The following is a 24,978-nucleotide window of genomic DNA, read 5'->3' as shown; positions in this document are numbered from 1 at the left end:
GCAATTCCCCACGGAATTATCGGGAGATGCGACCGCACAAGGAGGGGCGTTTGTTCAAGGACCGTGGGAGCGAGGCTGTCGAGGCCGGAGGCGTGGAGGAATCCTCGTCTGCCGAATTCGCATTCGCTCCTATCGCGCTGCCCAATCCTGCACCCGCTGCCAAACTCCGCCGAAACAAACTGCAGGACCTGGGGGAGCGCTACACCGCGTGGCGCGCGTGGGCCTCGACGCAGTTCGCCTCGCTCGACCTCGTTCCCGATCTGGCGCAGGACATCGGTTCGCGGCGGTGGTTCCGCGGTGCCGGGACCTTGCTTGGGCTTTCGGTGCTCGCGCTTGCCGGCTGGCCCGGGTTCGCACCAGTCGAGGCCGCGCCGGTCATGCCGATCGACAACACGGTACGGGACGAATTCCGCAGCCAGATGATCATGCCGCTGGCCCTAGGGGCCGACAGCGGCCGCCACATGGCCGCGACCAGCGTTGTCATCCCGCTCAAGAACGTGCCTGAACGCCCGAGGCTCGACCTCGAGGCGACGCTGGCGGGGGGTGACAGCTTCGGGCGAATGCTTGTGCGGTCCGGTGTCGGCGGTGCGGAAGCCAGCCAGATCGCGGCCATGGTTGCCGGGGCGATCCCGCTTGCGGACCTCAAGCCTGGCACGAAAATCGATATCACGCTCGGTCGCCGGCCCGCGGCAGGGGCAGCGCGTCCCTTGGAGGCGCTCTCGTTCCGGGCCCGGTTCGATCTCCAGCTCGCCGTCGAACGCGTTGGTGGGCGGCTTGCGCTCGCTCCGCGCCCCATCAAGGTCGACACTACTCCACTGCGCATTCGCGGAACGGTTGGGCCCAGCCTATACCGCTCGGCCCGTGCCGCGGGAGCGCCGGCCAACGCCGTCCAGCAGTACCTTCGCACCCTCGGAGCCGAGGTCGATTTCGACAGCGCCATTTCCGCCGGAGACGAATTCGATCTGGTGGTCGACTACAAACGGGCCGCAACGGGCGAGGTCGAGTCGGGCCAGTTGCTCTACGCCGGACTGTGGCGCAATGGAAAGCCGCGCAAGCAACTGCTTCGCTGGGGCAACGACGGGCGCTTCTACGAGGCATCGGGCGTCGGTGAATCCAAGCAGGGCTTGGTCGTGCCGGTACCTGGCGGCATGACGTCGGGCTACGGCATGCGCCGTCATCCGATCCTGGGATATCGCCGGATGCACGCGGGCATCGACTTCCGCGCCGCCTACGGAACGCCGATCTACGCGGTGACCGACGGCACCGTACAGTTCGCCGGACGGCACGGCGGCCATGGCAACTACGTCAAGATCTCGCACGGCGGCGGGCTCGCCACGGGCTATGCGCACATGAGCCGCATCGCAGTCTCCAACGGCACGCGTGTCCGCCGCGGCCAAGTCATCGGCTATGTCGGTTCAACCGGTCTCTCGACGGGGCCTCATCTGCATTACGAGATGTATCGGAACGGGCAGACGGTGAACCCGGCAAGCGTCAGCTTCGTTACGCGCGCCCAGCTATCCGGCAAGGAACTGGCGAGCTTCCGCGCGCGTCTTGCCGAATTGCAGGAAGTCACGCCTGGGGCGGCGCTCGGCGAGCTCCCTCCCGATCCGACGGCGGAAGAGGAGCCGGTGCGAGAGATCGATCGGCTCGACAGCAAGAAAGCGGGCTGATTGCTCCGCTGCCGGTTTTCCGGCAGTGACGCCTGCCATGACCGGATCCTATCCCGCCACGCGCCTCCGCCGCCCCCGCTCCGCCGCATGGAGCCGCGCTCTCCATCGCGAAACCGTATTGACCGCGTCGGACCTCATCTGGCCGCTGTTCGTGACCGATGGGCAGGGCGTGGAAGAGCCGATTGCCACGCTGCCGGGCGTGTCGCGCTGGTCGCTCGACGGTATTGCAGCGCGCGCAAAAGAAGCGGTCTCGCTCGGCATTCCCTGTATCGCACTGTTCCCCAACACGCCGGCGAACTTGCGCAGCGAGGAGGGGGGCGAGGCGCTCAACCCCGACAACCTGATGTGCCGCGCGATCAAGGCGATCCGCGATGCCTGCGGCTCGGATATCGGCGTGCTGACGGACGTCGCGCTCGATCCCTACACCAGCCATGGGCAGGACGGGCTGGTCGACGAGGCCGGTTATGTTCTCAACGACGACACGGTCGCGGTGCTGGTCGACCAGGCAATCAACCAGGCCGAGGCAGGGGCGGACATCATCGCTCCGTCCGACATGATGGACGGACGCATCCGGGCGATCCGGATGGCCCTCGAACTGGGCGGGCACCATAACGTCCAGATCATGAGCTACGCCGCCAAGTATGCGAGCGCCTTCTACGGTCCCTTCCGCGATGCCGTCGGCTCGCGCGGGCTGCTCAAGGGCGACAAGAAGACTTACCAGATGGACCCGGCCAATGGCGAAGAGGCGCTGCGCGAAGTCGCACTCGACCTGGCGGAAGGCGCTGACAGCGTGATGGTCAAGCCGGGTCTGCCCTATCTCGATATCGTCCGTCGGGTACGGGAGCGGTTCGAAGTGCCAGTATTCGCCTATCAAGTGAGCGGCGAATACGCGATGATCGAGGCTGCGGTCGCGGCAGGCGCGGGAGAACGGGATGCGCTGGTGCTGGAGACGCTCATGGCGTTCAAGCGCGCCGGGTGTGCCGGCGTGCTGACCTATCACGCGCCGCTAGCCGCCAGGCTGCTCAATGACTGAAACTTTGGCCGGGCGACGCTGGCTCTTCGTCGTAACAATTCTGACAGGCAGCTTCCTGCTGTTCCTGGTCCAGCCGATGGTCGCGCGAATGGCGCTGCCGCGGCTCGGCGGAGCGCCCAACGTCTGGAACAGCGCGATGTTGGTCTACCAGGCCCTGCTCCTGGGCGGCTACGCGTACACCCATGCCCTGTCCCGACTGCCGATCGGCCGCCAGGCGGCGATTCACATCGCCCTGCTGTTGCTTGCCGCGGTCACGTTGCCGATCACTCTGCCCGATATCGCCGCTCCGGCACCTGGCCGTGAGGCGCTGTGGGTGCCGTGGCTATTCTTGCTGACCGTCGGACCGTTGTTCTTCGTCGTCTCGGCCCAGGCCCCGCTCATGCAGCGGTGGTTCGTGGCCAGCCCGGCCGCGGGCGATCCCTATCCGCTTTACGCCGCTTCGAATCTTGGCAGTTTCGCCGGGCTTCTCGCTTATCCACTGCTCGCCGAACCCCTGCTAAGCATCGGCGTGCAGAGCCGGATTTGGGCTATTGGCTACGCCTTGCTCATCCTGCTCGTGGCAGCGGCAGCGCTTTCGCGGCGCGGCGCGACGGCGATTGTCGGAGACGCGGCAACTCAGGACAGTCCTGCCGAGACCGATCCCGATCGCCCGTTTCTCTGGATAGCGCTTTCCGCGGTTCCGTCGGGGTTGATGCTCTCGACCACCACCTACCTCACGACCGACATTTTCGCGATGCCGCTCCTGTGGGTGATCCCGCTCGGACTGTACCTGCTGTCCTTTTCCGTCGCTTTTGCCACGTGGCGCCGTCCGGCAAACGCGATCGTCGCCATCGCGCCGTTCGTGCTGGTGACCGCCGGGGGCTTTGCCCTGTTCATGTCGAGCCTTGCGAATCTCTGGGCCGCGGCGGCCAGCATCCTGCTGTTGTTCGTCGTATCGGTGGCCCTTCACACGCGGCTCTACGAAACGCGGCCGGCGCCGGCGCGCCTGACGCGTTTTTATCTCTACATGTCCGCCGGTGGTGCGCTGGGCGGCCTGTTCACTGCCCTGATTGCTCCGCTGGTGTTTGATTGGACCTGGGAGCATCCGCTGCTCATCATTGCCGCGGCCATGCTCGTGCCGCTCGGCGGCTGGTCGCGCTTGCTCCAGCGCTCGTTCCCGTCGTCGGACGCGTTTCGCCTCGCGATCCTCGCCCTCCTGGTGATCGTCCTCGTCGCAGCGTTCCGTTTTCGCGGAGAAATGATCTCCGATCCCTGGACGCTGGCGACCTTGTTCTTCGCGGTGCTGACGGTGGCGGCCGGCACTCTCCTGGCGGCGCGCCGATGGTCATACGTATTAGCCTGCGTTGCGGTTCTCGCACTTCTGGGCGGGATATCGCAGCTGTCCGCATCGCTCAGTGGAAATCGGAGTCGGAGCTATTTCGGCATCTATACGGTCAAGGACACGGCGGGCGGATTTCGCCTCCTTGTTCATGGGACGACCAACCATGGCGCCCAACGGCAGGATCCCAAGCGGGAGTTCGAGCCGACGACCTACTACAGCCAGACTTCGGGTGCCGGACTCGCCATGCTCTCGGCGGAAAGGCTGTTCGGTCCGGATGCCAGGATTGGCGTAGTGGGGCTCGGGGTCGGCACGCTCGCCTGCTATCGCCGGCCGGGCCAGACATGGACCTACTTTGAAATCGATCCCGAGGTGCTTGCCTTCTCGAAGAACGGCTCGTTCACTTATCTTCAGCACTGCACGCCCGACGCGCAGGTGGTGCTGGGCGATGCGCGCCTGAAACTGCAAAGTGTCCCAAAAGACAGCTTCGACATCCTTGTCGTGGACGCCTTTTCCTCGGACGCGATCCCGCTGCATCTGATGACCGACGAGGCGCAGAAGATCTATCTCGATGCGCTCGCGCCCAACGGTCTCTTGATGATGCACATCACCAACCGGTTCGTGAAGCTTGAGCCTGTCCTTGCAGCGTTGGCCCGCGAGAACGGACTCACGGCGATGAAGCGGGTCGACGATCACCGGGCGGGCGCTTGGCCTGTGGCCAGTTCGTGGTGGGTGGCCTTGTCTCGCGATCCGGCGACGATTGCCGGGCTTGAGGGGATGCCGGGCAAGTGGCGACCGCTCGGGACACCTGCGCCCGAGCCGTGGACCGATGACTATGCGTCGATCCTGCCCTATCTCGACTGGAAGAGGGCATTCTAAGGAGTTTGGCTCGCGATGACTGAGTTTCGGCTCGAGACCGATCGGCTGGTCCTCAGGGGATGGCGCGAGGAAGATTGGGCCGAGTTCTTCCGACTGACCAATACGCCAGCGGTCATGCGCTGGCTCGGCTGGATGGACGAGGCCAAGCAACAGGCTCAACGCGCGCGCGTCGAGAGTTGCGCCGCGCAACATGGCCACTGCTTTTGGGCCGTCCAACGCAAGGCAGACGGCGGTCACTTGTCGGGGGAGATGCTTGGCTTCTGTGGGCTCAAGCGGGCCGATGCTCCCGGTTGCCCGGTCCCGGGCAGTTTCGAAATTGGCTGGCGCATGCGCGAGGATTCCTGGGGAAGGGGCTATGCCAGGGAGGCGGCCACGGCCTCGCTCGACGCTGGTTTCGATCGTTTCGGGGCCGAGGAGGTGGTTGCGCTTACGGTGATCCAGAACGAGGCGAGCTGGGGCCTGATGAAGAGGCTCGGCATGCGCCGCCGCGAGGACCTCGACTTCCCCGACGATCGCTATGATCCGGAGTTGCGCGATACGATCGTCTATTCGATCGCCCGCGACGAGTGGCGTGCATGACGCCCGCCGAGCGTTTTCCCTGGGCCACGATCCTCTCGTTCGAGGGCATGGAACCCCGGATCCACGAAACAGCGTTCATCGCACCGGGCGCGCGGATCATCGGCGACGTGACCATCGGGCCCGAAGCCAGCGTCTGGTACAACTGCGTGCTGCGCGGGGACATCCACAGGATCGAAGTCGGCGCCCGCTCCAATGTGCAGGATGGCAGCGTCTTCCATGTCGAGGGACCCCGGCCCGACACGGAAGGGTGCCCGACGATCATCGGCGAGGATTGCGTGATCGGCCACATGGCTGTGGTCCATGGCGCAACTTTGGAGAACCGGGCTTTCGTCGGCATGGGGGCCGTGGCGATGGACGATTGCCGGATCGGCGAAGGGGCAATGCTCGCCGCTGGCGCGCTGCTTAGCCCGGGGAAGACGATTCCGCCGAGGGAGATCTGGGTTGGCCGTCCGGCGAAGTTCCTGCGCACGCAGGACGAAGCTCAGGTCGAGAAAATCCGGTTCCAGACAGAGCGCTATTGCCGACTGGCGCAGCGGCACCTGGCAGCGCTGCGTGGCGAAACCGCGGCCTGAGTTCCCTCCCGCGGAGGCCATTCGTGCGCTGGCCGATAGCGAGGGCCGTTTGGCCCTGCGTGTCACGCCCGGTTCCCGTACCGAGGGTATCGAGCTGGGGGACGGTGTTCTGCAGGTAAAAGTTCGCGCCAAGCCGCAGGAGGGTGCGGCCAATGAGGCGGTGCTGGAATTGCTCGCCGATGCACTTGGAGTGGCCATCTCACGACTTCGCCTGTTGCGCGGCGCAACTTCGCGCAACAAACTGGTGCAGGTTTCCTAGGCTGGGCGAAGCTCGAGCCGAAGCGCGGCGCCCAGCAGCGCGAGAGAGGCCATCACCGGGATCCATGGGGCCCAGGCCGGGATAGCGCCAGTCGCCCAGGTGCCTCCTATCGCGCCCACGGCCAGGCTACCCCAGAGCGCGAAGCTCGCCGCCGCTCCGTCGAACGGCCGGCGCTGCACGCGAGCTGCCAGGCCTTGCCCGAGGCGGACCAAGGCGCCGGTCATGTAGGTCACGCCAACGGCCACCTCGCCGTCCTTGCGGAACATGTTGTTGATCGCACCCATCGCCATCACCGATCCGCCGAGGAACAGCAGCTTGCTGCCCAGCGCGTGTCCCATCGCGGCGGTAACGATCAACGCGCCGGAAAGCCCCAGGACCGCCGACTTGCGCGACCGGCTCACTGTCTCTGACACGAGCGCCCCCAGGGTCACGCCGCAGACGAAGCCGAAGATCAAAAGGGCCGGAACTATCGCTGCGCTGGCTCGGGTGCCGATATCGACCCCGAGCCGCGTTGTATTGCCCGACATGAACGAGACGAAGTAGCCGTCGGCCGCCAGGAACCCTGTCGCATCGACGAAACCGGCAAGCCCGGCGATGCCATAGGCGAGCAATCGGCGCGAGCTGTCGTAGCGGTGCATCGGCCCATGATTGCGCGGCTGGCGTGACTATTCAATCCCGCACCAAGGCACGGAGTGCCTCGATCCGATCGGCCTCGTGCGCCGGCTTGTCCCAGCGGATCCGGCTGATGCGCGGGAAACGCATGGCGAGGCCCGATTTGTGGCGTTTGCTCTCATGGACGCTATCGAAGGCGACCTCGAACACCAGGCTCTTGTCGGTCTCACGCACTGGGCCGAAGCGATTGACCGTATGGTTGCGAACATAACGGTCGAGTTCGCGCAGCTCCTCGTCGGTGAAGCCGAAGTAGGCTTTCCCGACCGGCAGCAGCTCGGCCCCACCATCCGGATCCCCATCCCAGCAGCCGAAGGTGTAATCGGAGTAGAAGCTCGAGCGCTTGCCGCTGCCGCGCTGGGCGTACATCAACACGCAGTCGACCAGCAGAGGGTCGCGTTTCCACTTGTACCACAGGCCTGTCCTGCGCCCCGCGACGTAAGGGGAATCGCGGCGCTTGAGCATGAGGCCCTCGATCGCATCGTCGCGGGCGCTAGCGCGGATTTCGGCAAGGTCACCGAAGTGATCGGCGTCGACAACGGGAGAAAGGTCAAAGCGGTTCGAGGGCAGACGCGGCATCAGCGCTTCCAGCCTTCCCCGGCGCTCGTGCCAGGGCAAGTCGCGCAGATCTTCGCCTTCGAGCAGGAGGACGTCATAGAGCCGTACGAAGGCTGGGAACTCCGCAAGCATCGTCTTCGATACCGTCTTGCGACCGAGGCGCTGCTGGAGGGCATTGAAGCTCGCTGCGCCACCGGCCTCGCCCCCCTGGTGGGCGCCGCGGACCAGAAGTTCGCCGTCAAGCACGGCGGGTAGATCCAGCGCATCGGACATCTCGGGAAAGCTCCCGGTCACATCGTCCCCCGTGCGCGAATAGAGCCGCGTTTCGCCGCCGGCATGGACAACCTGCACCCTGATACCGTCCCATTTCCATTCGGCGACGTAGTCGTCGAGGTCGAGCACCGTGTCCTCGAGCGGATGGGCAAGCATGAACGGGCGAAACAGAGGTCGGTCCGACGTGTCGGGCGGGTCGGCCCCTTCCGCTGCCCAGGCGAAGAGATCGGCATAGGGCGGGGCGAGGGCGTGCCAGTATTCCTCGACGTCTTCGACCGAAACCTCAAAGGCCTGGGCGAAGGCGGTCTTGGCAAGCCGTGCGGAAATGCCGACGCGCATCGCGCCGGTCGCGAGCTTGAGCAAGGCGTATCGGCCTTCGGGATGGAGGCGATCGAGCAAGTCCGGAAGCTCACGCATCACCGAGTTCCGGGTCATATGTCGCAGTAAATCAACAGCTTCACTCACGGTCGGTGGTGTCTTGCCGTCAGTATCCGGCGCCGGCCAGAGCAGGCTCACGGTCTCCGCCGTGTCGCCGACGAAGTCGCGGCTCAACGCGAACAACACGGGATCGACACGCTCCATCATCAGGTTGCGGATTGGGCCGGGTTTGACGGCCGGAAAGCTCAAGCCTTCGGTCAGCGCCGCGAGAGCCCAGCCGCGATCGGGGTCAGGCGTGCTGCGGAGGTAATCGGCGATGAGTTGCAGCTTACCGTTGCGGCTGCGGGTGTAGACGAGCGCATCGACGAGGGCGGCAAACTTCTCCACCTAGTCATCCTCATCCTCATACCCCACCAGGGCTAACGCTCGCGCCCGCCGTTGGTGGAGTTGGCACCAGCGCAGCAGGGCTTCCTCGCGGCCGTGAGTGATCCAGCTTTCACTCGGGTTGACCTCCTCGATCGTGCGAGTGAGCTCGCCCCAGTCGGCATGGTCTGAGATGACGAGAGGCAATTCGACATTACGCTGGCGGGCTCGCTGACGGACGCGCATCCAGCCACTCGCCATTGCAGTGATCGGATCAGGCAAGCGACGGCTCCAGCGGTCGTTGAGCGCCGAAGGCGGGCAGACTACTATCGCCCCGCGCAGTTCGTCCTTGGTCGCGTCGGTCACCAGCCGTAGCTCACCCAGACCAACACCCCACTCCTCATAGAGCCGGCACATCCGCTCCATGGCGCCGTGCAGCCAGATGACGTCATGGTGGCCGGCCCGGCGGAGTTCGGCGATCAGGCGCTGGGCTTTGCCCAGGGCGTAGGCGCCGACGAGCACGCAGCGGTCAAGGTGGTCGGCGCGGGCCTTGAGCAGCTTGGCGATCTCGGTCTCGATTGGCGGATGGCAGAATACCGGAAGGCCGAATGTGGCCTCGGTGATGAAGACGTCGCACGGCACGACTTCGAATGGAGGGCATGTCGGGTCAGGCCGGCGTTTGTAGTCGCCGGTCACCACCACTCGTTCCCCCGCATGCTCAAGGACGATCTGGGCGGAGCCGAGCACATGGCCGGCGGGAACGTAAGTCACGTCGACTTCGCCAGGAAGGCGGATTGTCTCGCCATACCGCACCGGAAGCGCACCCTCGCGCGTCTGGTAGCGCAGTTCCATGATCGCCAGCGTCTCGGGTGTCGCGACCGTGCGCCCGTGTCCCCCGCGCGCATGATCGGCGTGGCCGTGGGTCACCAGGGCATTAGCGACGGCTTGTGAAGGATCGATCCAGCAATCGGCGGGAACGACATGGATGCCGTGGGGCTCAGGCCGGATCCATGCGAAGTCGGCGATCATGTCTTAGGAAATAGGTGGACCGCTCAATGGGTTCCAGCCTTTAGCGGGCCCACCCCAGCCCCTCCCGCAAGCGGGAGGGGCTGGGGTGGGCGCCGCCTAGAGGCCTATTCCTCCGGCTGCGGCTTCCTGGCCTTGGTCGCCTTCGGACGCGGCTTGCTGTCCTTGGGCGCCGCCGGGGTCACTTCGAAGGCAGGCACATCGTCCTTGATACTGACGTGTACCTCGCCGCCGTGAGCCAGCTTACCGAACAGCAGTTCCTCGGCCAGCGGCTGCTTGATCTTGTCCTGGATCAGGCGGGCCATCGGCCGGGCACCGTAGAGCTTGTCGTAGCCGCGCTTGGCGAGCCACGCGCGGGCGTCGGAGTCGAACTGGATGTGCACGTTCTGCTCCGCCAGTTGCAGTTCCAGCTGGAGGATGAACTTGTCGACCACCCGGCTGACGGTTTCGGTGCCGAGGTAATCGAACGGCACGATCGCATCGAGACGGTTGCGGAACTCGGGGGTGAACATCCGCTTCACCGCCTCTTCGCTCGCATCCGTCTTGGTGCCGGCGCCGAAGCCGATACCCTGCTTCGCTGCGTCGGACGCACCGGCATTGGTCGTCATGATCAGCACGACGTTGCGGAAATCCACCGTCTTGCCGTGGTGATCGGTCAAGCGCCCATGGTCCATGACCTGCAACAGGATGTTGAACAGGTCGGGGTGCGCCTTCTCGATCTCGTCGAGCAACAGGACGCAGTGCGGGTGCTGGTCGATCGCGTCGGTCAGCAGGCCGCCCTGATCATAGCCGACATAGCCCGGAGGCGCGCCGATCAGGCGGCTGACCGAGTGCCGTTCCATGTACTCCGACATGTCGAAGCGCTTGAGTTCGATGCCCATGATGGAGGCGAGCTGGCGCGCGACTTCGGTCTTGCCGACACCGGTCGGGCCCGAAAACAGGAAGCTGCCGATCGGCTTGTCCGGATCGCGCAGGCCCGCACGGCTCAACTTCATGGCGGTCGAGAGGACCTCGATCGCCTTGTCCTGGCCGAACACGACGCGCTTCAGGTCCTTCTCCAGGCTGGCGAGCGCAGCCTTGTCGTCGGTGCTGACCGACTTGGGAGGGATACGCGCCATGGTTGCGATCACCGCCTCGATTTCCTTCGAGGTGATCTTCTTCTTCCGCTTGCTTGGCGGCACCAGCATCTGCATCGCGCCGACTTCGTCGATCACGTCGATCGCCTTGTCGGGCAACTTGCGGTCGTTGATGTAGCGCGCGCTGAGCTCGACCGCGGTCTTGATCGCGTCGGGCGTGTACTTGACCTTGTGGTGCTCCTCGAACGCCGTGCGCAGGCCGCGGAGGATCTTGATGGTGTCCTCCACCGTCGGCTCATTGACGTCGATCTTCTGGAAGCGACGGAGCAGGGCCCGGTCCTTCTCGAAGTGGTTGCGGAACTCCTTGTAGGTGGTCGAGCCGATGCAACGGATCGTTCCGCCCGAGAGCGCTGGCTTGAGCAGGTTGGAAGCGTCCATCGCCCCGCCGCTGGTCGCGCCAGCGCCGATCACGGTGTGGATCTCGTCGATGAAGAGCACGGCCTCGGGAAGCTTTTCGAGCTCCGAGACAACCTGCTTCAGGCGCTCCTCGAAGTCGCCGCGATAACGCGTGCCGGCCAGCAGTGCGCCCATGTCGAGCGAGTAGATCACCGCGTTCTGGAGAACTTCGGGCACGTCGCCTTCGACGATCTTGCGCGCCAGGCCTTCGGCGATGGCGGTCTTGCCCACGCCCGGGTCACCCACATAGAGCGGGTTGTTCTTCGAACGGCGGCAGAGGATCTGGATCGTGCGGTCCACTTCGGGCCCGCGGCCGATCAGCGGATCGACTTTTCCGTCCAGCGCCTTCTGGTTGAGGTTGATACAGAACTGGTCGAGCGCGGAATCCTTCTTGTTCTTGTCCGGCTTCTCTTCGCTCTTGGCCTCGGGCTCTTCCGAACCTTGCGGGTTACGGCTTTCGACCTGGCGGCCACCCTTGCCGATGCCGTGGCTGATGAAGCTGACAGCATCGAGGCGGCTCATGTCCTGCTGTTGCAGGAAGTAGACGGCGTAGCTGTCCCGTTCGGAAAACAGCGCCACAAGCACGTTGGCGCCGGTTACGGTGTCCTTGCCGCTAGACTGGACGTGGAGGATCGCCCGCTGGATCACGCGCTGGAAACCGGCAGTCGGCTGCGGATCCCCTTCCTCGTCGGTCTTGAGCGACTGGTATTCCTGGTCGAGGTACTGGCGGACCACGGTCGAAAGTTCGGCCAAGTCGACACCGCAGGCGTTCATGACCTCGGCGGCATCGGGGTCGTCCACGAGGGCCAGCAACAAGTGCTCGAGCGTTGCATACTCGTGCGACCGGTCGGTGGCATGCTGCAAGGCGGTGTGCAGGGTCTTTTCGAGGCTCTGGGCGAAACTGGGCATAGTTAGTCAATCCACACTGGTTGGATACGATCCGAGAGTTGAGATTTTGCGAATCGCCGGCTGAACGCGCACGAAACGGCTCTGCCAGTCTTCTGTTAAGGACAATATGGTGCGCTGGTAGCGCGATTGCGAGTGGGGGCGGGCCACGAGGGGGCCCATCAGCTTGGCTCTCGCGGTTTGAACAGGGCATCGGCCAGCTTCATGTGGCTCGCGGCCTTGGCATGATGCGATTTGACCCGTTCGATCTCTGCCTCGAGCATGGCGATACGATCCATCAGCTCGTCCTGGGAATAGGCGTCGAGCGGCTCGCCGGCCAACCGGCTCGCGAAGTCACCGCGGACCCGGGGGAGATCGTCCTCCATGAGTACAAAATCGAGTGCGCCCCGCTTGCTGTCAATGGGGGGTGCCATTACGGCTGTGGAGCGTGGCAACAAGGCTACAGGGGGGTGGGGTGCATGGCCGCGGTGCAGACTGATACGATGACTGCGGTAACGATCGCTACCCCGGGTGGTCCCGAAGTGCTGGTGCCTGAGCGGCGCGGTCTGCCGGAGCCGGGGCCGGGGCAAGTCCTGATCGAGGTCGCTTATGCCGGGGTCAACCGACCCGACGTGCTCCAGCGCATGGGCCGCTATCCGCCCCCTCCCGGCGCATCCGACATCCCGGGCCTCGAGATTTCCGGCACCGTTGTGGCAGCCGGACATGGGGCGGAAGATCTGCTCGGGACCAGAGTCTGCGCGCTCGTAACTGGCGGGGGTTATGCGGAATTCTGTGTCGCCAGGATGGAGCACTGTCTGCCCGTGCCGGAAGGCCTGTCGCTCGCCGAAGCGGCGGCTTTGCCGGAGACGCTCTTCACCGTCTGGCACAACGTGTTCGAGCGCGGGTGGGCTACCCCGGGCGAGACCCTGTTGGTCCACGGGGGCACCAGCGGCATAGGTTCGATGGCGATCAAGCTTGGCAAGCTGTTCGATCTCACGGTGATCGTCACCTGCGGCACCGAAGCCAAATGCGCCGCGGCTCTCACGCTAGGGGCCGACCACGCAATTGACTACCGCACCCGTGATTTCGTGGATGACGTCAAGGCCATTACCGAGGGCCGGGGCGTCGATCTCGTGCTCGACATGGTCGCCGGAAGCTACACCCAGCGGAACCTCGACTGCCTGGTCGAAGCGGGGCGGTTGGTGACGATTGCAGTTCTCGGTGGGGCTGAGGCGACGATCAACATGGCCAAGCTCATGGTCCGCCGGCACACGGTGACCGGCTCAACCCTCCGGGGACGTTCCGATGCCTTCAAGGGGCTGCTCGCGGACGAGATCGCCCGGGAAGTGTGGCCGCTGGTGGAAGAAGGCAAGCTGCGACCGGCACTGGACGCTGTGTTTCCGCTGATCGAGGCGGCGGCGGCCCATGCCCGGATGGAAGCGGGCGAGCACGTCGGTAAGATCGTGCTCGAAGTATCAGGAGAGACTCACGCGTGATGAATTCAAGGCCATCCGAACCGACGACCCGCGAAGCTCTCTATGCTCACGCCGAGGCCTATCTCGATGCGCTGGAGGCGCAGGATCCCTCACGCCTGGCTTGGGCCGACAAAGTCGTGTTCACGGAGAACAATGTCCAGCTCGCAATTGGTGATGGGCTGTGGAACACGATCAGCGCCCGGCGCCGCACTTACGATCTTAAGGCCGCGGATCCGCAAACGGGCCAGGTCAGCTGGTTCGGCCTGGTCGAGGAACATGGGCACCCGGCCATCATGGGGCTGCGGCTCGGCATCGTCGCGGGCCTGATCGCCGAGGTCGAGACGATCGTATGCCGCTCGATGGAGTTCGGTCCGTTCCCCAGCATCGAGACTTATGTTTCGCCTCGCCCGCTGATGCTAGCGGACGTACCGGACGGTCAGCGACGCGAACGGGCGCGCATGATCTCGGTCGCCGACGGCTATTTCGACACGTTGCAGCTCAATGACGGGACGCTGTTCACCGAATTCACGGACGATTGCGACCGGGTCGAGAATGGGTTGCAAACGACTAACAACCCGAACATCGAAGGCTATCCGATCGCGGCGATGGGCTGCGCCGAGCAGTTCCGCCTCGGGCAGTACATCTACGACGACCGCCTGCGGGGCCGGCGCTTTCCGCTGGTCGACGAGGAGAAGGGCATCGTAGTTGCCGCGGGCTTCATCGATCACTGCGGCAAGGTGGTCGACGTGACCTGGACCGATGGGGTGACGAAGACCAAGTCGGTGTTCCACTTCCCCCACAGCTTCGCGCTGCTGGAAATGTTCAAGATCGTCGATGGCAAGATAGCAGGGGTCGAGGCGGTATTCGTAACCGTCCCTTACAACATGCCTTCGCCTTGGGAGGGATGAGTGGAGCGGCTGGTCCTGCATGAGTACGCCCGCTCGGGCAACTGCTACAAGATCCGCCTGACCGCGGCCCACCTCGGTCTCCCGCTCGAGCGGCGCGAGTACGATATCATGAAGGGCGAGACGCGCACGACCGAGTTCCTCTCGCAGGTCAACCCAAACGGCCGCATCCCCGTGCTGCAGGTGGGGGAACGCCTCGTACCGGAGAGCAACGCCGCCTGCTGGTTCCTCGCCACGGGTACGCCGCTGATACCGCAGGACCCGTTCGAGCAGGCGGACACGCTTCGCTGGATGTTCTGGGAACAGTACAATCACGAACCCAACGTCGCGACCCTGCGCTTCTGGTTCGGCTGGATCGGGGAAGACAACTTCACCGATTTCCAGCGCATCGCCTTGCCCCTAAAGCGTGCCGCGGGGCTCGATGCGCTCAAGCTTATGGACGACCACCTAGCGCAGCACGATTTCCTCGTCGCGGGTCGGTTCTCGGTCGCCGATATCTGCCTCTACGCCTATACCCATACTTGCGAGGAAGGCGGGTACCGGTTGGCCGATTATCCTGCGGTAGTGAACTGGCTGACGCGCGTGGAAGGCCAGTCCGGTCACGTGACTCTTGACTGACCCAGGACTGTCATAAAGTCTTGAAACAGACCCGGAACTGCGATTCTGGCGTCATATTCCTCATCCATAGACTCGTAGCCATTGGAGGCTATCAAGGGTCTGTGGCCGATGTTGGCGAGCTACTTCCAAGGGGCGGTCGGAAATAGCGGAGTCCTCACCGCCTTTCCGCATTTCGACAGCCACGAACCGGTCGTGCCCGAGCGTTCGGCCGAGGGCCGGCGACGCTATCGCACGATCTGGATCAGCGATGTCCACCTCGGGACCAAAGGCTGCAATGCCGACCTGCTGATCGACTTCCTCGATTCAACCGACAGCGAGACGATGTACCTGGTCGGCGATATCGTCGACGGCTGGCGGCTCAAGAAGAAGTTCTACTGGCCAGCCTCGCACAACGACATCGTCTGGCGCATTCTCAAGCGCGCACGGCGCGGAACACGGATTGTCTACATCCCGGGCAATCACGACGAGATGTTCCGCCAGTTTTCCGGTCTCAACTTCGGCGGGGTCGAGATCCGCCGCGCCGCTGTGCACGAGACCGCCGATGGCCGGCGCCTGCTGGTGCTGCACGGCGACGAATTCGATGGTGTGATGCTGGCGCACCGCTGGCTCGCTGTCGTGGGTGACGCCCTCTACGAACTGCTGATGGGCCTCAGTCATTGGGTCAACCTGGTCCGGAGGAAATTCGGAATGCCGTACTGGTCGCTCAGCAAGATGGCCAAACACAAGGTCAAGAACGCGGTCGAGTTCATCTATCGTTACGAAGAAGTGGTCGCCCGGGCCGCCGCTGCCCGCAAGGTTGATGGGGTGGTCTGCGGGCACATCCACACCGCGGAGATGCGCGAACTCGATGGCGTCGAGTACTACAACGATGGCGACTGGGTCGAAGGCTGCACCGCGCTGGTCGAGCATTTTGACGGTCGGATGGAAATCCTCCACTGGCCGGAGGAAATTGCCCGTCGCGAGGCGCTGGCCGCGCTCGCGGTTTCCGGCGAGGCCATGGCGCGAGCGGCCTGATGCGCATCGCCATCGTAACCGATGCCTGGGACCCGCAGGTCAACGGCGTCGTGCGCACCTTGCACGCCCTTACGGTCGAGCTTTCTCGGCGGGGGCACGAGGTGGAGGTGATCGCGCCGTGTCAGTTTCGCTCGGTGCCCTGCCCCACTTATCCTGAAATACGCCTCGCGCTTGCTGGATCGCAGGCGGTGGGTGAGCGCCTCGCTGCCTTTTGTCCGGAGGCGATCCACATCTCCACCGAAGGTCCGCTCGGCTGGGCAGCCCGGCGTTGGTGTTTGGCGCAAGGGCGGCAGTTCACGACCGCCTATCATACCCAGTTTCCCGAATACCTCGCTCGCCGCTCCCACCTGCCGGCGGCGATGTTCTGGCCCTACATCCGGCACTTTCATGCGCCGTCCAGCGGGATAATGGCCGCAACGGCGACCTTGCGCGAGCAGCTCGCAGCCCACGGCCTGACCCGGCTGCGCCCCTGGGGTCGCGGGGTCGATCTCGAGCAATTCGGTCAGGACGTGGCCCCGCCCGACTTGTTCCTGCAGTTGCCGCGGCCGGTCCAGCTCTATGTCGGCAGGGTCGCGGTTGAAAAGAACGTCGAGGCCTTCCTCTCTACCCGCCATCCCGGCTCGAAAGTCGTGGTCGGCGACGGTCCCGCCCTCGCGAGGTTGCAGGTCCAGTTTCCCGACACGATCTTTGTCGGCCGCCAGAGCGGTCGCGCTCTGGCGGCCTGTTATGCGGGAGCCGACGTGTTCGTCTTTCCGAGTCGCACGGACACCTTTGGCCTGGTGATGATCGAAGCGCTGGCCTCCGGAACCCCGGTCGCCGCCTATCCCGTTCCCGGTCCGCTCGACGTGCTGACGGCAGCGAGCGGATGCATGGCCGAATCGCTTGAACAGGCGATTGCCGGTGCCCTGCAGCGGAATCGCGAGCATTGCCGGACGCACGGCCGCAGCTTCACGTGGGAGGCGAGCACCGACCAGTTCCTCGCCGGTCTGACGCCCGAAAGTCCGCAACCTGCGCTGTACGAGCTGCGTGCCGCCTGACTTGCGGCGAGTTTGCTTGCCGTTCGCGGGTAAATTCCCTACATCGTCCCGGTGTCGGCCGCTCCGTGAGGGGCGGCCCTTCTTTTTCTACCGGAGAGAAACCGTGGCCCAGCCCACTCCCCTGATGCCGCACGCGACCGCTTCCTGGCTGGTCGACAACACCGCGCTGAGCTTCGAACAGATCGCAGAGTTCTGCGGGCTGCATATCCTCGAAGTCCAGGCGATGGCGGACGATCTTGCCAGTTCGAAGTACACCGGTCGCGATCCGGTCCATTCGGGCGAGCTCAATCACGACGAGATCGAGAAGGGCCAGGCCGATCCGAACTACAAGCTCAAGATGCAGCGCGCACCGGTCGACGTCAGCCGCACCAAGGGGCCGCGCTATACGCCGGTGTCCAAGCGGCAGGACAAGCCCGACGGCATCGCCTGGATCATCCGCAATCACCCGGAGATCTCGGACGCGCAGATCGGCAAGCTGATCGGTACGACGCGCAACACGATCAACGCGATCCGCGAGCGGAGCCACTGGAACATCGCCAACATCCAGGCAAAGGACCCCGTGACGCTCGGCCTGTGTTCGCAGCGTGAACTTGACGCTGCGGTCGCCAAGGCCGCCAAGCGCGGGGTTGTGATGGGCGACGAGGCGGAGATTGCGGTCGCGGAAAGCCGCGACGAACGCGCCGAACTGATCTCGGAGCTGCGCGCCGAACGCGACGCGTCGGCCAAGGCGGCTGTCGAAGCGGCGCAGGAAGCCGAAGCCGAGGCGTGGCTGCTGGCCAAGCGAGCTGCGGAAGCCAACGCTGACGATTGATCGCTCGCGATTGAACCCAAACAAAAAGGGCCGGTCCCCCGCGGGGCCGGCCCTTTTTGCTATGAATTGTTGATCGGGTTCAACCCGCGAGTGTCAGGCGTTGTTCGCCGTCTTCAACCCTGTCGAGCGAAGCCTTGGCGGCCTTGAGCGCGTCAGGCGCGAACCGGCCGTTGACGTTGGCGCCCTGCTCAATCGTCAGGGTCTCGTAATGCACGTCACCATCGATCCGCGCACTTCGCAGGATCACGAGATCGCGCACGGTGATCGTGCCTTTCACGGTGCCCGAAAGACGCGCTGACTCCGCGTTGATCGCGCCTTCCACGCAGCTCGATTCACCCTGGACCAGCGAGGTGCAGGAGAGATCGCCCTCAATCGTTCCGTCGACATGGAGGTCCGCCGAGGCTTCGATATCCCCCCGGATGGTTACGTCAGCACCGATCACGGAGAAAGTCGAACCGCCATTAGCCACGGGCCGCGCCGTTTTTCGCGGTGCTGCGCTCGGGAGTGTCGGTTCGGGCTTCTTCGAGAACATGTGGGGCGGTCTCCAGGAAAGGACGCGGATTGACCGCGCGGCCATTGATGCGGACCTCGAAGTGCAAGTGCGGTCCGGTTGAACGACCGGTGCTGCCGATCGCGCCGATGACATCGCCGGCTTCGACTTCCTGGCCGACGCGGGCGCGCCAGGCCGACATGTGGGCGTAACGGGTCATCAGGCCGTTGCCGTGACTGACTTCGATTACTTTTCCGTAACCGGACTTGATTCCGACGAAGGAAACCCGGCCCTTGGCCGCCGCGTGAATCGGAGCGCCGATCTGGCCGCGGAAGTCGAGCCCGGCGTGCAGGGCGGCACCGCCCGTGAAGGGGTCGCTGCGATAGCCGAAGCCCGAGGAGATCATGTTCATGTCGGCCGGCATGACCTGGGGAATGCCGGTGAGACCCTGCTCGAGCGCATCCATCCGCGCAAGGCTGAGGCCGAGGCGCTGGAAGCGAGGATCGAGTGAGCCGTCGCTTTCGGTCGAAAGCTTCTGCAGCGGACCGCCCTGTGCGGTGCGCGAGGCGCGGAGCATGGCGCGAGGATCGAGGCCGAGTTCACGAATGGCCGCTTCAGCGCGGGCGGCGCGGCGGTCGGCATAGCGGGTCAGGCGCTCGACGAGGGCCAACTGGCGCTGCTCGATGCGGGCGATCGCCGCAGCTTCGGGCATCAGCGCGCTGACCTTCTCGACGGTTTTCGCGGCTTCGCCGCTGCTGTCGCTAACCGTTTCCTCGGCGACGACATCGTCCGGGAGCATCGGCAGGACCTTCTCAATGAAGTCCATGCGCCGCCCGACGTCTGTCGCCACTTCGTTCACGTCGTCACGATAGGCCTTCACCCGGCTCTCCGCCGTCGCGACGTGCGCTTCACGCTCGAGCAGCGAGAGCCGCTCCGACACAGCCTGATACTGACTGATCGCCATGACGCCTACTGAAAGGCCCCAGCCGCCGACAACGGCGACAGCGAGACCTGCAGCAACCATCTGCATACGTGAAGTAATCGTGATGAAACGGACCTGGCCCTGCGAGCGCATGAAAAACTCACGCTCCGGAAACCAACCCCGCACGCGGTCAAGCAGACCGCTCACGGTTGCGTTTGTCAAAATTCGGACCCCGACTTTCCCGTACAAGTCTTGGCGGGCTGGCTAGACCCTTGGCGTTAATAGAGTCGAATCGGAATCTTGGGCTTTGGGCCGAGTCGATCCTGATTCACGACGAGTTGTGGCATATAACAAAAAGCATCCACAGCACCTCAGAAGTGTAACGGATTGACTTGAATCGAATCGGCATTTCCCTGGACTGACAGCAGGGCGCAACGGTGCTACAGGCGCACCATGTCGACCCAGCTACAGACCGCCGCAAATCACGACGAAACCATTGCTGCTCTGGCGAAAGCCGGACGCGCGGCGCAGCGCCATCTGGCGCGGCTCGACGGGCCGGCGAAGGAAGCGGCGCTGCGCTCTGCCGCAGCGGCGCTAAGAGCGCATATGCCGCGGATTCTCGAAGCCAATGCCCGCGACATCGCGGCAGGGGAAACCAACGGTCTCACGCCTGCGATGCTCGATCGCTTGCGGCTCGATGAAAAGCGTCTGGAATCAATTGCTTCGGCGGTGGAGGCAGTCGCTTCGCTGCCTGACCCCGTCGGCCAGGTCATCGATCGCAACACGGCCCCTGCCGGCATGGAATTGAGCCGTGTCCGCATCCCTATCGGGCTGATCGGAATCATCTACGAAAGCCGTCCCAACGTCACCGCCGATGCGGCCGCGTTGTGCCTGCGCAGCGGCAACGCCGTGCTGCTGCGTGGCGGGAGCGAAGCGGTCAATTCCAACCGGGCGATCCATGCGGCGTTGGCCGAGGGACTTGCGGCGGCCGGTGTGCCTGCCGAAGCCGTCCAGCTCCTTCCCACACAGGACCGCGAGGCCGTGGGCGCCATGCTGCGCGCGGCGGGGCTGATCGACATGATCGTGCCCCGTGGCGGCAAGGGGTTGGTAGAGCGCGTGCAGAACGACGCGCGCGTGCCGGTGCTCGCACACCTCGATGGCATCTGCCACACCTACGTTCATTCCTCTGCCGATCCGGCGATGGCGACCACGCTCGCGCTCAACGCGAAGATGCGCCGCACGGGGATCTGCGGAGCGATGGAGACGCTGCTGCTCGACGCGAACTTTCCCGCCAGCGGCCAGGTCGTGGGCGCGCTGTTGGATGCCGGTTGCGAACTTCGCGGCGACGCGCGGGCCCAGGCGATCGATCCGCGCATAGGACGGGCCAGCGCCAATGACTGGGATACCGAATATCTTGACGCCGTGCTGTCCGTGGCGGTGGTCGACGGACTCGACGCGGCCCTCGACCATATCGAACGGCACTCGTCGGGGCACACCGATGCCATCCTCACCTCTGATGCCGATGTCGCGGAACGTTTCCTCGCTGAAGTCGACAGTGCGATCGTGATGGTCAACGCCTCGACTCAGTTCGCCGATGGCGGGGAGTTCGGGCTAGGCGCTGAAATTGGCATCGCCACGGGGCGGCTCCACGCGCGCGGCCCGGTCGCGCTCGAAGGACTGACCACCTACAAGTGGCAAGTCCGCGGCCACGGCGAAGCGCGCGCTTGAAGCCCCCTGTGTTGTCCGCCTAGACAGCGGCGAACAGGAGAGACCTCATGCGCTACAACCAGTTCGGCAACACGGGCCTGATCGTTTCCGAGCTTTGCCTCGGTGCTATGACTTTCGGAACCAATCCGGGCCGGTTCGGTCATGTCCATGGCCTAGATCAGGATGCGTCGACCGCCTTGGTCCGCCAGGCGATCGACGGCGGCATCAACTTCATCGACACGGCCAACGTCTACACGACCGGCCAGTCGGAAGAGTTCGTCGGAGGCGCGCTCAAGGCCCTGGGTCTGAAGCGTTCCGAGATCGTGGTCGCGACCAAGGCCATGGGCACGATGGGCGAAGGCAGGAACGATGCCGGAACCGGTCGCAAGCACATGCTCGACCAGATCGATGCCAGCCTGAAGCGCCTGCAGCTCGACCACGTCGATCTCTACCAGATTCACGGCTGGGATCCCGTCACGCCGATCGAGGAAGCGCTCGAGGCCCTCAACGACATCGTTCGGTCGGGGCGGGCCCGATACGTCGGGGTTTCGAACTGGGCGGCGTGGCAGATCGTCAAGGCCCTGGGAATCTCCGAACGGCGCGGTTTCGCGAAGTTCGTGTCGCTACAGGCCTACTACACCGTGGCGGGACGGGACCTCGAACGCGAACTCGCCCCCATGCTCCTGAGCGAGGGGCTGGGGCTCATGGTCTGGTCGCCGCTCGCCGGAGGGCTCTTGAGCGGAAAGTATGATTTCACGCCCGAGGGAACCAGCGGAGAGGGGCGCAGGGCAAACTTCGATTTCCCCCCGGTCGATCTCGATCGTGCGGCCACGCTTGTCGAAGCCATGCGCAGGATGGGCGACAAGCGCGGCGTGTCCGTCGCGCAGATTGCGCTCGCCTGGTTGCTCTATCAGCCCGTCGTGTCGACCGTCATCGTCGGGGCCAAGCGTGCGGACCAGCTGTCCGACAATATCGCGGCTTGCGACGTTGAGTTGGAGCAGGCCGAACTTGCCGAATTGGATGGCCTGAGCGCCCTGCCTCGGGAGTACCCCGGCTGGATGCTTCAGACGCAGGGAGCCTACGTCAGCGGCAGAATCTCCGAACGCCGCCTGCCGAAGTGAAGCTGACCGGGCTCCTCGGCGGCAGCTTCAATCCGGCCCACGGCGGTCATCGGGCGGTTAGCCTGTTCGCCCTCGACGCGCTCGGTCTCGACGAAGTGTGGTGGCTCGTGTCGCCTGGCAACCCACTCAAGCCCAAGGCTGGAATGGCGCCGCTGGCTATCCGGGTACAATCCGCGAAGGCCGTGGCTCGGCGCGCCCCGATCCGCGTCACCGCCATCGAGCGCGAGCTCGGCACACGCTTCACCGTCGACACCCTTCGTGCCCTCAAGCGCCGCTACCCCCGTCGCCGGTTCGTCTGGCTGATGGGAGCGGATAATCTCGCCCAGTTCCACCTGTGGAAGAACTGGCGCCGAATAGCGCACGAGATGCCGATTGCGGTAATAGCTCGCCCCGGCTATGATGCAGCTGCCCTCGCGAGCCCCGCGATGGCCTGGCTGCGGCGCTACCGGTTGTCCGCGGCTGGATTTCGAAACCGGGGTGGATGGAGCGCTCCCGCGCTGATTGAATTGCGTTTCGACCCTGATCCACGGTCCGCCACGCAGGTGCGCCGATCGGATCCTGACTGGGCCAGCCGTTATATCGGACTATCGGCCAGGGACGGGGTGACGCATTCCCCAATTCACGATGTCGCAAGGGCAGGTGGCGCATGACGCGCTGCGCGCTCATGCCTTATCGTCCGATCCCGAAACCAGGAGCATGATCTGCTGCGATGACCCTCGAAGGCACAGGGGCGCAAGCCCGGCCGGAACCAACCGGCTTTTCGACCATCGTTCATCTGACTGATATGCCCAGCACCACTCAACCCATCGACGGAACCGTTCACGCGCTGGTTCTTCACCAGCTCGATGAAGACCAGGCTCAAGACGTCGTTTCGATCCCTCTCGAGGGTAAGTCGAGCATCGCCGACTACATGGTGATCGCATCCGGGCGCTCCACGCGCCAGGTAGCGGCGATGGCCATGAAGCTCGCCGAGCGGCTGAAGAAGGAGGGCCACGGCACGGCACGCATCGAAGGGCTGCCCGCGGCGGACTGGGTGCTGATCGATGCCGGCGACGTCGTCGTCCACTTGTTCCGGCCCGAAGTACGCAGCTTCTACAGCCTCGAACGGATGTGGGGCTTCGGCGACGAAGGCGCGACGGCTGCCGGCCGAGCCTGAGTCGTAAACGGCCTTAGGATTTCATTGGAGAGCGTGGGTCGCTAAGACCGGCTCATGCAGCTCCACGTCATTGCTCGCGGCAAGATCGCCCGCACGCCCGAGGCGGAGTTGGTCGAGCGTTATGTGAAGCGGATCGCCTGGCCGCTCAAGATCACCGAGCTGCCGGAGAACGGCGGGCGGGTGCCCGAACCGCCTACGCCTTATCGCACGATCCTGTTGGACGAACGCGGTTCGCAGATTTCATCCGAAGAGCTGGCCGAATTGCTCAGCGGCTGGCGCGACAATGGCATTCGCGAGACCCGCTTTATCATTGGGCCGGCCGACGGCCACGGCCGTGCGGAGCGCGATGCGGCGGATCGCCTCGTGGCTTTCGGGCGTGCGACCTGGCCGCACCTGCTGGTTCGTGCGATGGTCATGGAGCAGTTGTTCCGGGCGACTAGCATCCTTGCCGGCCATCCCTATCATCGGTCAGGATAGGCCTGACGCGTGAACAAAAGCCTCACCCTTGTCCTCAGCCTGCTGCTCGCGTCGAGCGCCGTGGCCTTGCATGGCCAGACGGAAAATTCGGCCGCAGACCAGGAACGGGTCAGTATCGGCGAGACGCGCAGCGCGCTGCGGCAGGCACTGGCCGAGCGGCGCAACGCCCAAGCGCGTAGCGAACGGCTCGAACGCGAGGCGGCGGCCATGCGAGATGCCGCCGACAAGACGGCGCGCCAGGCAGCCGCTCTCGCCGCCCGGATTCAGGAGGCCGAAGCGGGAATTTCCGCGGCGGAGGCTCGTCTCGAACTGGCGAACACCGAGCGAACCCGTTTGCGCGAAGAGTTGGGTCGCCAGCAGCAGCCGATGGCGCATCTCATCGCCGCGCTCCAGCAATTCGCCCGCCGCCCGCTGGCGCTCTCTGTTCTGCGGCCCGGATCGGTCACGGAGACCGTCTACTTGCGGGCCATGCTCGATAGCGCCACGCCCGAAATCGAAAGGCGCACGGCGGGCTTGCGCACCAGCCTTGGCCGAATGGCGCAGTTGCGCCAGGAAGCGGAGGAAGCCCTGGCCGTCCTGCGGTCGGAAGAAGGCCGCCTGTCGGCGCGCCAACGCGAATTGGCCGAACTCGAGACTACTCAACGCCTCGCTTTGCGGACCACCAGCAGTAGCGCGGACCGCGAGGCCGAACGCGCGCTCGCGTTGGCAGAGGAAGCGCGGGACCTCGACACCCTCATCGGCGAGCTGGACCGTGCCGGCAGCTTGAGGGCGCGCCTTGCCGCGCTCCCCGGGCCGCTGATGCGCCCGGCCCGGCCGGGCGAGCCTGGCCTCACTTCCCTGCCGCAAGAAGCGCTGCCCGACGCCTCGGCCACGGCTCCGCCAGCTCCCTACATGCTGCCAGTGACCGGGCGCACCATCGTGGGCTTCGGCGCCCCGCAGGGCGGCAGTGTCAGTAAAGGCGTGACGTTCGTTCCCCGGGCTGGAGCGCAAGTGGTGGCGCCCGCCGCGGGTAGGATCGTCTTCGCAGGGCCCTTTCGCGGATACGGCCGCATCGTGATCGTCGAGCACCCCGGCGGGTGGACCAGCCTCGTCACCGGTCTGGCCCGGACTAATGCCGAAGTGGGAGAATCGGTCGTGTCCGGAACCCCGCTCGGAGTGGCGGCGCAGGGCGGTCCAAAAGTGACGCTTGAGCTCCGCCACGAAGGCGAACCGGTCAATCCATTGCGCTTTGTCGGCTGATATCCGGCGTTT

25 protein-coding genes are annotated in these 24,978 nt (G+C 64.9%); 18 read left to right on the top strand and 7 right to left on the bottom strand.

All coding sequences use genetic code 11. The features are described 5' to 3' along the window. Positions 1 to 26: 26 nt before the first annotated feature. From KK137_RS12990 to KK137_RS12965, 6 genes are read left to right on the top strand one after another with little or no spacing between them, the layout of a single operon-like run. Positions 27 to 1,670, top strand: coding sequence for a M23 family metallopeptidase (locus KK137_RS12990; RefSeq protein ID WP_214536928.1), 1,644 nt, complete (start codon positions 27 to 29; stop codon positions 1,668 to 1,670). Between the two features lie 37 nt (positions 1,671 to 1,707). Then, positions 1,708 to 2,703, top strand: a complete 996-nt coding sequence (gene hemB, locus KK137_RS12985; RefSeq protein WP_214536927.1) for a porphobilinogen synthase — start codon at positions 1,708 to 1,710, stop codon at positions 2,701 to 2,703. After that, complete coding sequence (locus KK137_RS12980; RefSeq protein WP_214536926.1) at positions 2,696 to 4,900, top strand: fused MFS/spermidine synthase; 2,205 nt, start codon at positions 2,696 to 2,698, stop codon at positions 4,898 to 4,900. Before hemB ends, KK137_RS12980 begins: the two co-directional genes overlap by 8 nt. A gap of 15 nt (positions 4,901 to 4,915) precedes the next feature. Further along, complete coding sequence (locus KK137_RS12975) at positions 4,916 to 5,479, top strand: GNAT family N-acetyltransferase (RefSeq protein WP_214536925.1); 564 nt, start codon at positions 4,916 to 4,918, stop codon at positions 5,477 to 5,479. Beyond that, positions 5,476 to 6,051, top strand: a complete 576-nt coding sequence (locus KK137_RS12970; RefSeq protein WP_214536924.1) for a gamma carbonic anhydrase family protein — start codon at positions 5,476 to 5,478, stop codon at positions 6,049 to 6,051. Before KK137_RS12975 ends, KK137_RS12970 begins: the two co-directional genes overlap by 4 nt. Then, entirely contained in the window at positions 6,032 to 6,310 is a 279-nt protein-coding gene (locus KK137_RS12965) for a DUF167 domain-containing protein (protein WP_214536923.1), read from the top strand. Before KK137_RS12970 ends, KK137_RS12965 begins: the two co-directional genes overlap by 20 nt. Here KK137_RS12965 and KK137_RS12960 read toward each other — a convergent pair. The 5 genes from KK137_RS12960 to KK137_RS12940 all read right to left on the bottom strand — a co-directional run bounded on the left by KK137_RS12960 (position 6,307) and on the right by KK137_RS12940 (position 12,428). After that, positions 6,307 to 6,948, bottom strand: a complete 642-nt coding sequence (locus KK137_RS12960; protein WP_214536922.1) for a YoaK family protein — start codon at positions 6,946 to 6,948, stop codon at positions 6,307 to 6,309. The two genes, KK137_RS12965 and KK137_RS12960, sit on opposite strands and share 4 nt — an antisense overlap. Before the next feature lie 31 nt (positions 6,949 to 6,979). Beyond that, on the bottom strand, positions 6,980 to 8,575 hold the full coding sequence (locus tag KK137_RS12955; RefSeq protein ID WP_214536920.1) for a cisplatin damage response ATP-dependent DNA ligase: 1,596 nt from the start codon (positions 8,573 to 8,575) through the stop codon (positions 6,980 to 6,982). Next, the gene (locus KK137_RS12950; protein ID WP_214536919.1) at positions 8,576 to 9,580 is read right to left on the bottom strand and encodes a ligase-associated DNA damage response exonuclease; all 1,005 of its coding nucleotides are present in this window, start codon (positions 9,578 to 9,580) and stop codon (positions 8,576 to 8,578) included. A 104-nt stretch (positions 9,581 to 9,684) separates the two neighbouring features. Then, entirely contained in the window at positions 9,685 to 12,018 is a 2,334-nt protein-coding gene (gene clpA, locus KK137_RS12945; RefSeq protein WP_214536917.1) for an ATP-dependent Clp protease ATP-binding subunit ClpA, read from the bottom strand. 158 nt (positions 12,019 to 12,176) lie between these two features. Then, complete coding sequence (locus KK137_RS12940; RefSeq protein WP_250893852.1) at positions 12,177 to 12,428, bottom strand: DUF1192 domain-containing protein; 252 nt, start codon at positions 12,426 to 12,428, stop codon at positions 12,177 to 12,179. A gap of 45 nt (positions 12,429 to 12,473) precedes the next feature. Between KK137_RS12940 and KK137_RS12935 the strand changes: the two genes are divergently transcribed. From KK137_RS12935 to KK137_RS12910, 6 genes are all read left to right on the top strand, one after another. Then, the gene (locus KK137_RS12935) at positions 12,474 to 13,490 is read left to right on the top strand and encodes an NAD(P)H-quinone oxidoreductase (protein WP_250893851.1); all 1,017 of its coding nucleotides are present in this window, start codon (positions 12,474 to 12,476) and stop codon (positions 13,488 to 13,490) included. Continuing rightward, entirely contained in the window at positions 13,490 to 14,377 is an 888-nt protein-coding gene (locus KK137_RS12930; protein WP_214536915.1) for a DUF8021 domain-containing protein, read from the top strand. The genes KK137_RS12935 and KK137_RS12930 overlap by 1 nt, the downstream gene beginning before the upstream one ends. Beyond that, positions 14,378 to 14,992: a glutathione S-transferase family protein gene (locus tag KK137_RS12925; protein WP_214536914.1), complete on the top strand. Its 615-nt coding sequence runs from the start codon at positions 14,378 to 14,380 to the stop codon at positions 14,990 to 14,992. Between the two features lie 108 nt (positions 14,993 to 15,100). Next, on the top strand, positions 15,101 to 16,006 hold the full coding sequence (locus tag KK137_RS12920; protein WP_214537520.1) for a UDP-2,3-diacylglucosamine diphosphatase: 906 nt from the start codon (positions 15,101 to 15,103) through the stop codon (positions 16,004 to 16,006). Further along, positions 16,006 to 17,043, top strand: coding sequence for a glycosyltransferase family 4 protein (locus tag KK137_RS12915; protein ID WP_214536913.1), 1,038 nt, complete (start codon positions 16,006 to 16,008; stop codon positions 17,041 to 17,043). Before KK137_RS12920 ends, KK137_RS12915 begins: the two co-directional genes overlap by 1 nt. 103 nt (positions 17,044 to 17,146) lie before the next feature. After that, positions 17,147 to 17,854, top strand: a complete 708-nt coding sequence (locus KK137_RS12910; RefSeq protein WP_338028077.1) for a DUF1013 domain-containing protein — start codon at positions 17,147 to 17,149, stop codon at positions 17,852 to 17,854. A 79-nt stretch (positions 17,855 to 17,933) separates the two neighbouring features. Here the strand turns inward: KK137_RS12910 and KK137_RS12905 are convergent, their stop codons facing one another. Together KK137_RS12905 and KK137_RS12900 are read right to left on the bottom strand one after the other, a co-directional pair. After that, the gene (locus KK137_RS12905) at positions 17,934 to 18,323 is read right to left on the bottom strand and encodes a bactofilin family protein (RefSeq protein ID WP_338028076.1); all 390 of its coding nucleotides are present in this window, start codon (positions 18,321 to 18,323) and stop codon (positions 17,934 to 17,936) included. After that, entirely contained in the window at positions 18,316 to 19,473 is a 1,158-nt protein-coding gene (locus tag KK137_RS12900; RefSeq protein WP_420829326.1) for a M23 family metallopeptidase, read from the bottom strand. The genes KK137_RS12905 and KK137_RS12900 overlap by 8 nt, the downstream gene beginning before the upstream one ends. A gap of 246 nt (positions 19,474 to 19,719) precedes the next feature. Here KK137_RS12900 and KK137_RS12895 point away from each other — a divergent pair, with 246 nt between their 5' ends. The 6 genes from KK137_RS12895 (at position 19,720) to KK137_RS12870 (ending at position 24,966) form a co-directional block, all read left to right on the top strand. Next, entirely contained in the window at positions 19,720 to 20,994 is a 1,275-nt protein-coding gene (locus tag KK137_RS12895; protein WP_214536911.1) for a glutamate-5-semialdehyde dehydrogenase, read from the top strand. Between the two features lie 47 nt (positions 20,995 to 21,041). Continuing rightward, positions 21,042 to 22,094, top strand: coding sequence for an aldo/keto reductase (locus KK137_RS12890; RefSeq protein WP_214536910.1), 1,053 nt, complete (start codon positions 21,042 to 21,044; stop codon positions 22,092 to 22,094). Next, the gene (locus KK137_RS12885) at positions 22,091 to 22,744 is read left to right on the top strand and encodes a nicotinate-nucleotide adenylyltransferase (protein WP_338028074.1); all 654 of its coding nucleotides are present in this window, start codon (positions 22,091 to 22,093) and stop codon (positions 22,742 to 22,744) included. The genes KK137_RS12890 and KK137_RS12885 overlap by 4 nt, the downstream gene beginning before the upstream one ends. A gap of 134 nt (positions 22,745 to 22,878) precedes the next feature. Beyond that, entirely contained in the window at positions 22,879 to 23,250 is a 372-nt protein-coding gene (gene rsfS, locus KK137_RS12880) for a ribosome silencing factor (protein ID WP_214537516.1), read from the top strand. A gap of 54 nt (positions 23,251 to 23,304) precedes the next feature. Then, entirely contained in the window at positions 23,305 to 23,727 is a 423-nt protein-coding gene (locus tag KK137_RS12875; RefSeq protein ID WP_214536909.1) for a 23S rRNA (pseudouridine(1915)-N(3))-methyltransferase RlmH, read from the top strand. Positions 23,728 to 23,736: 9 nt separating this feature from the next. Beyond that, positions 23,737 to 24,966: a murein hydrolase activator EnvC family protein gene (locus tag KK137_RS12870; protein WP_338028073.1), complete on the top strand. Its 1,230-nt coding sequence runs from the start codon at positions 23,737 to 23,739 to the stop codon at positions 24,964 to 24,966. The last annotated feature ends 12 nt before the right edge of the window (positions 24,967 to 24,978 follow it).

Origin of the sequence: Croceibacterium selenioxidans (genome assembly GCF_018599195.1) — a bacterium.
Taxonomy (GTDB): domain Bacteria; phylum Pseudomonadota; class Alphaproteobacteria; order Sphingomonadales; family Sphingomonadaceae; genus Croceibacterium_A; species Croceibacterium_A selenioxidans.
This window is presented reverse-complemented; position numbering and strand designations above follow the sequence as displayed.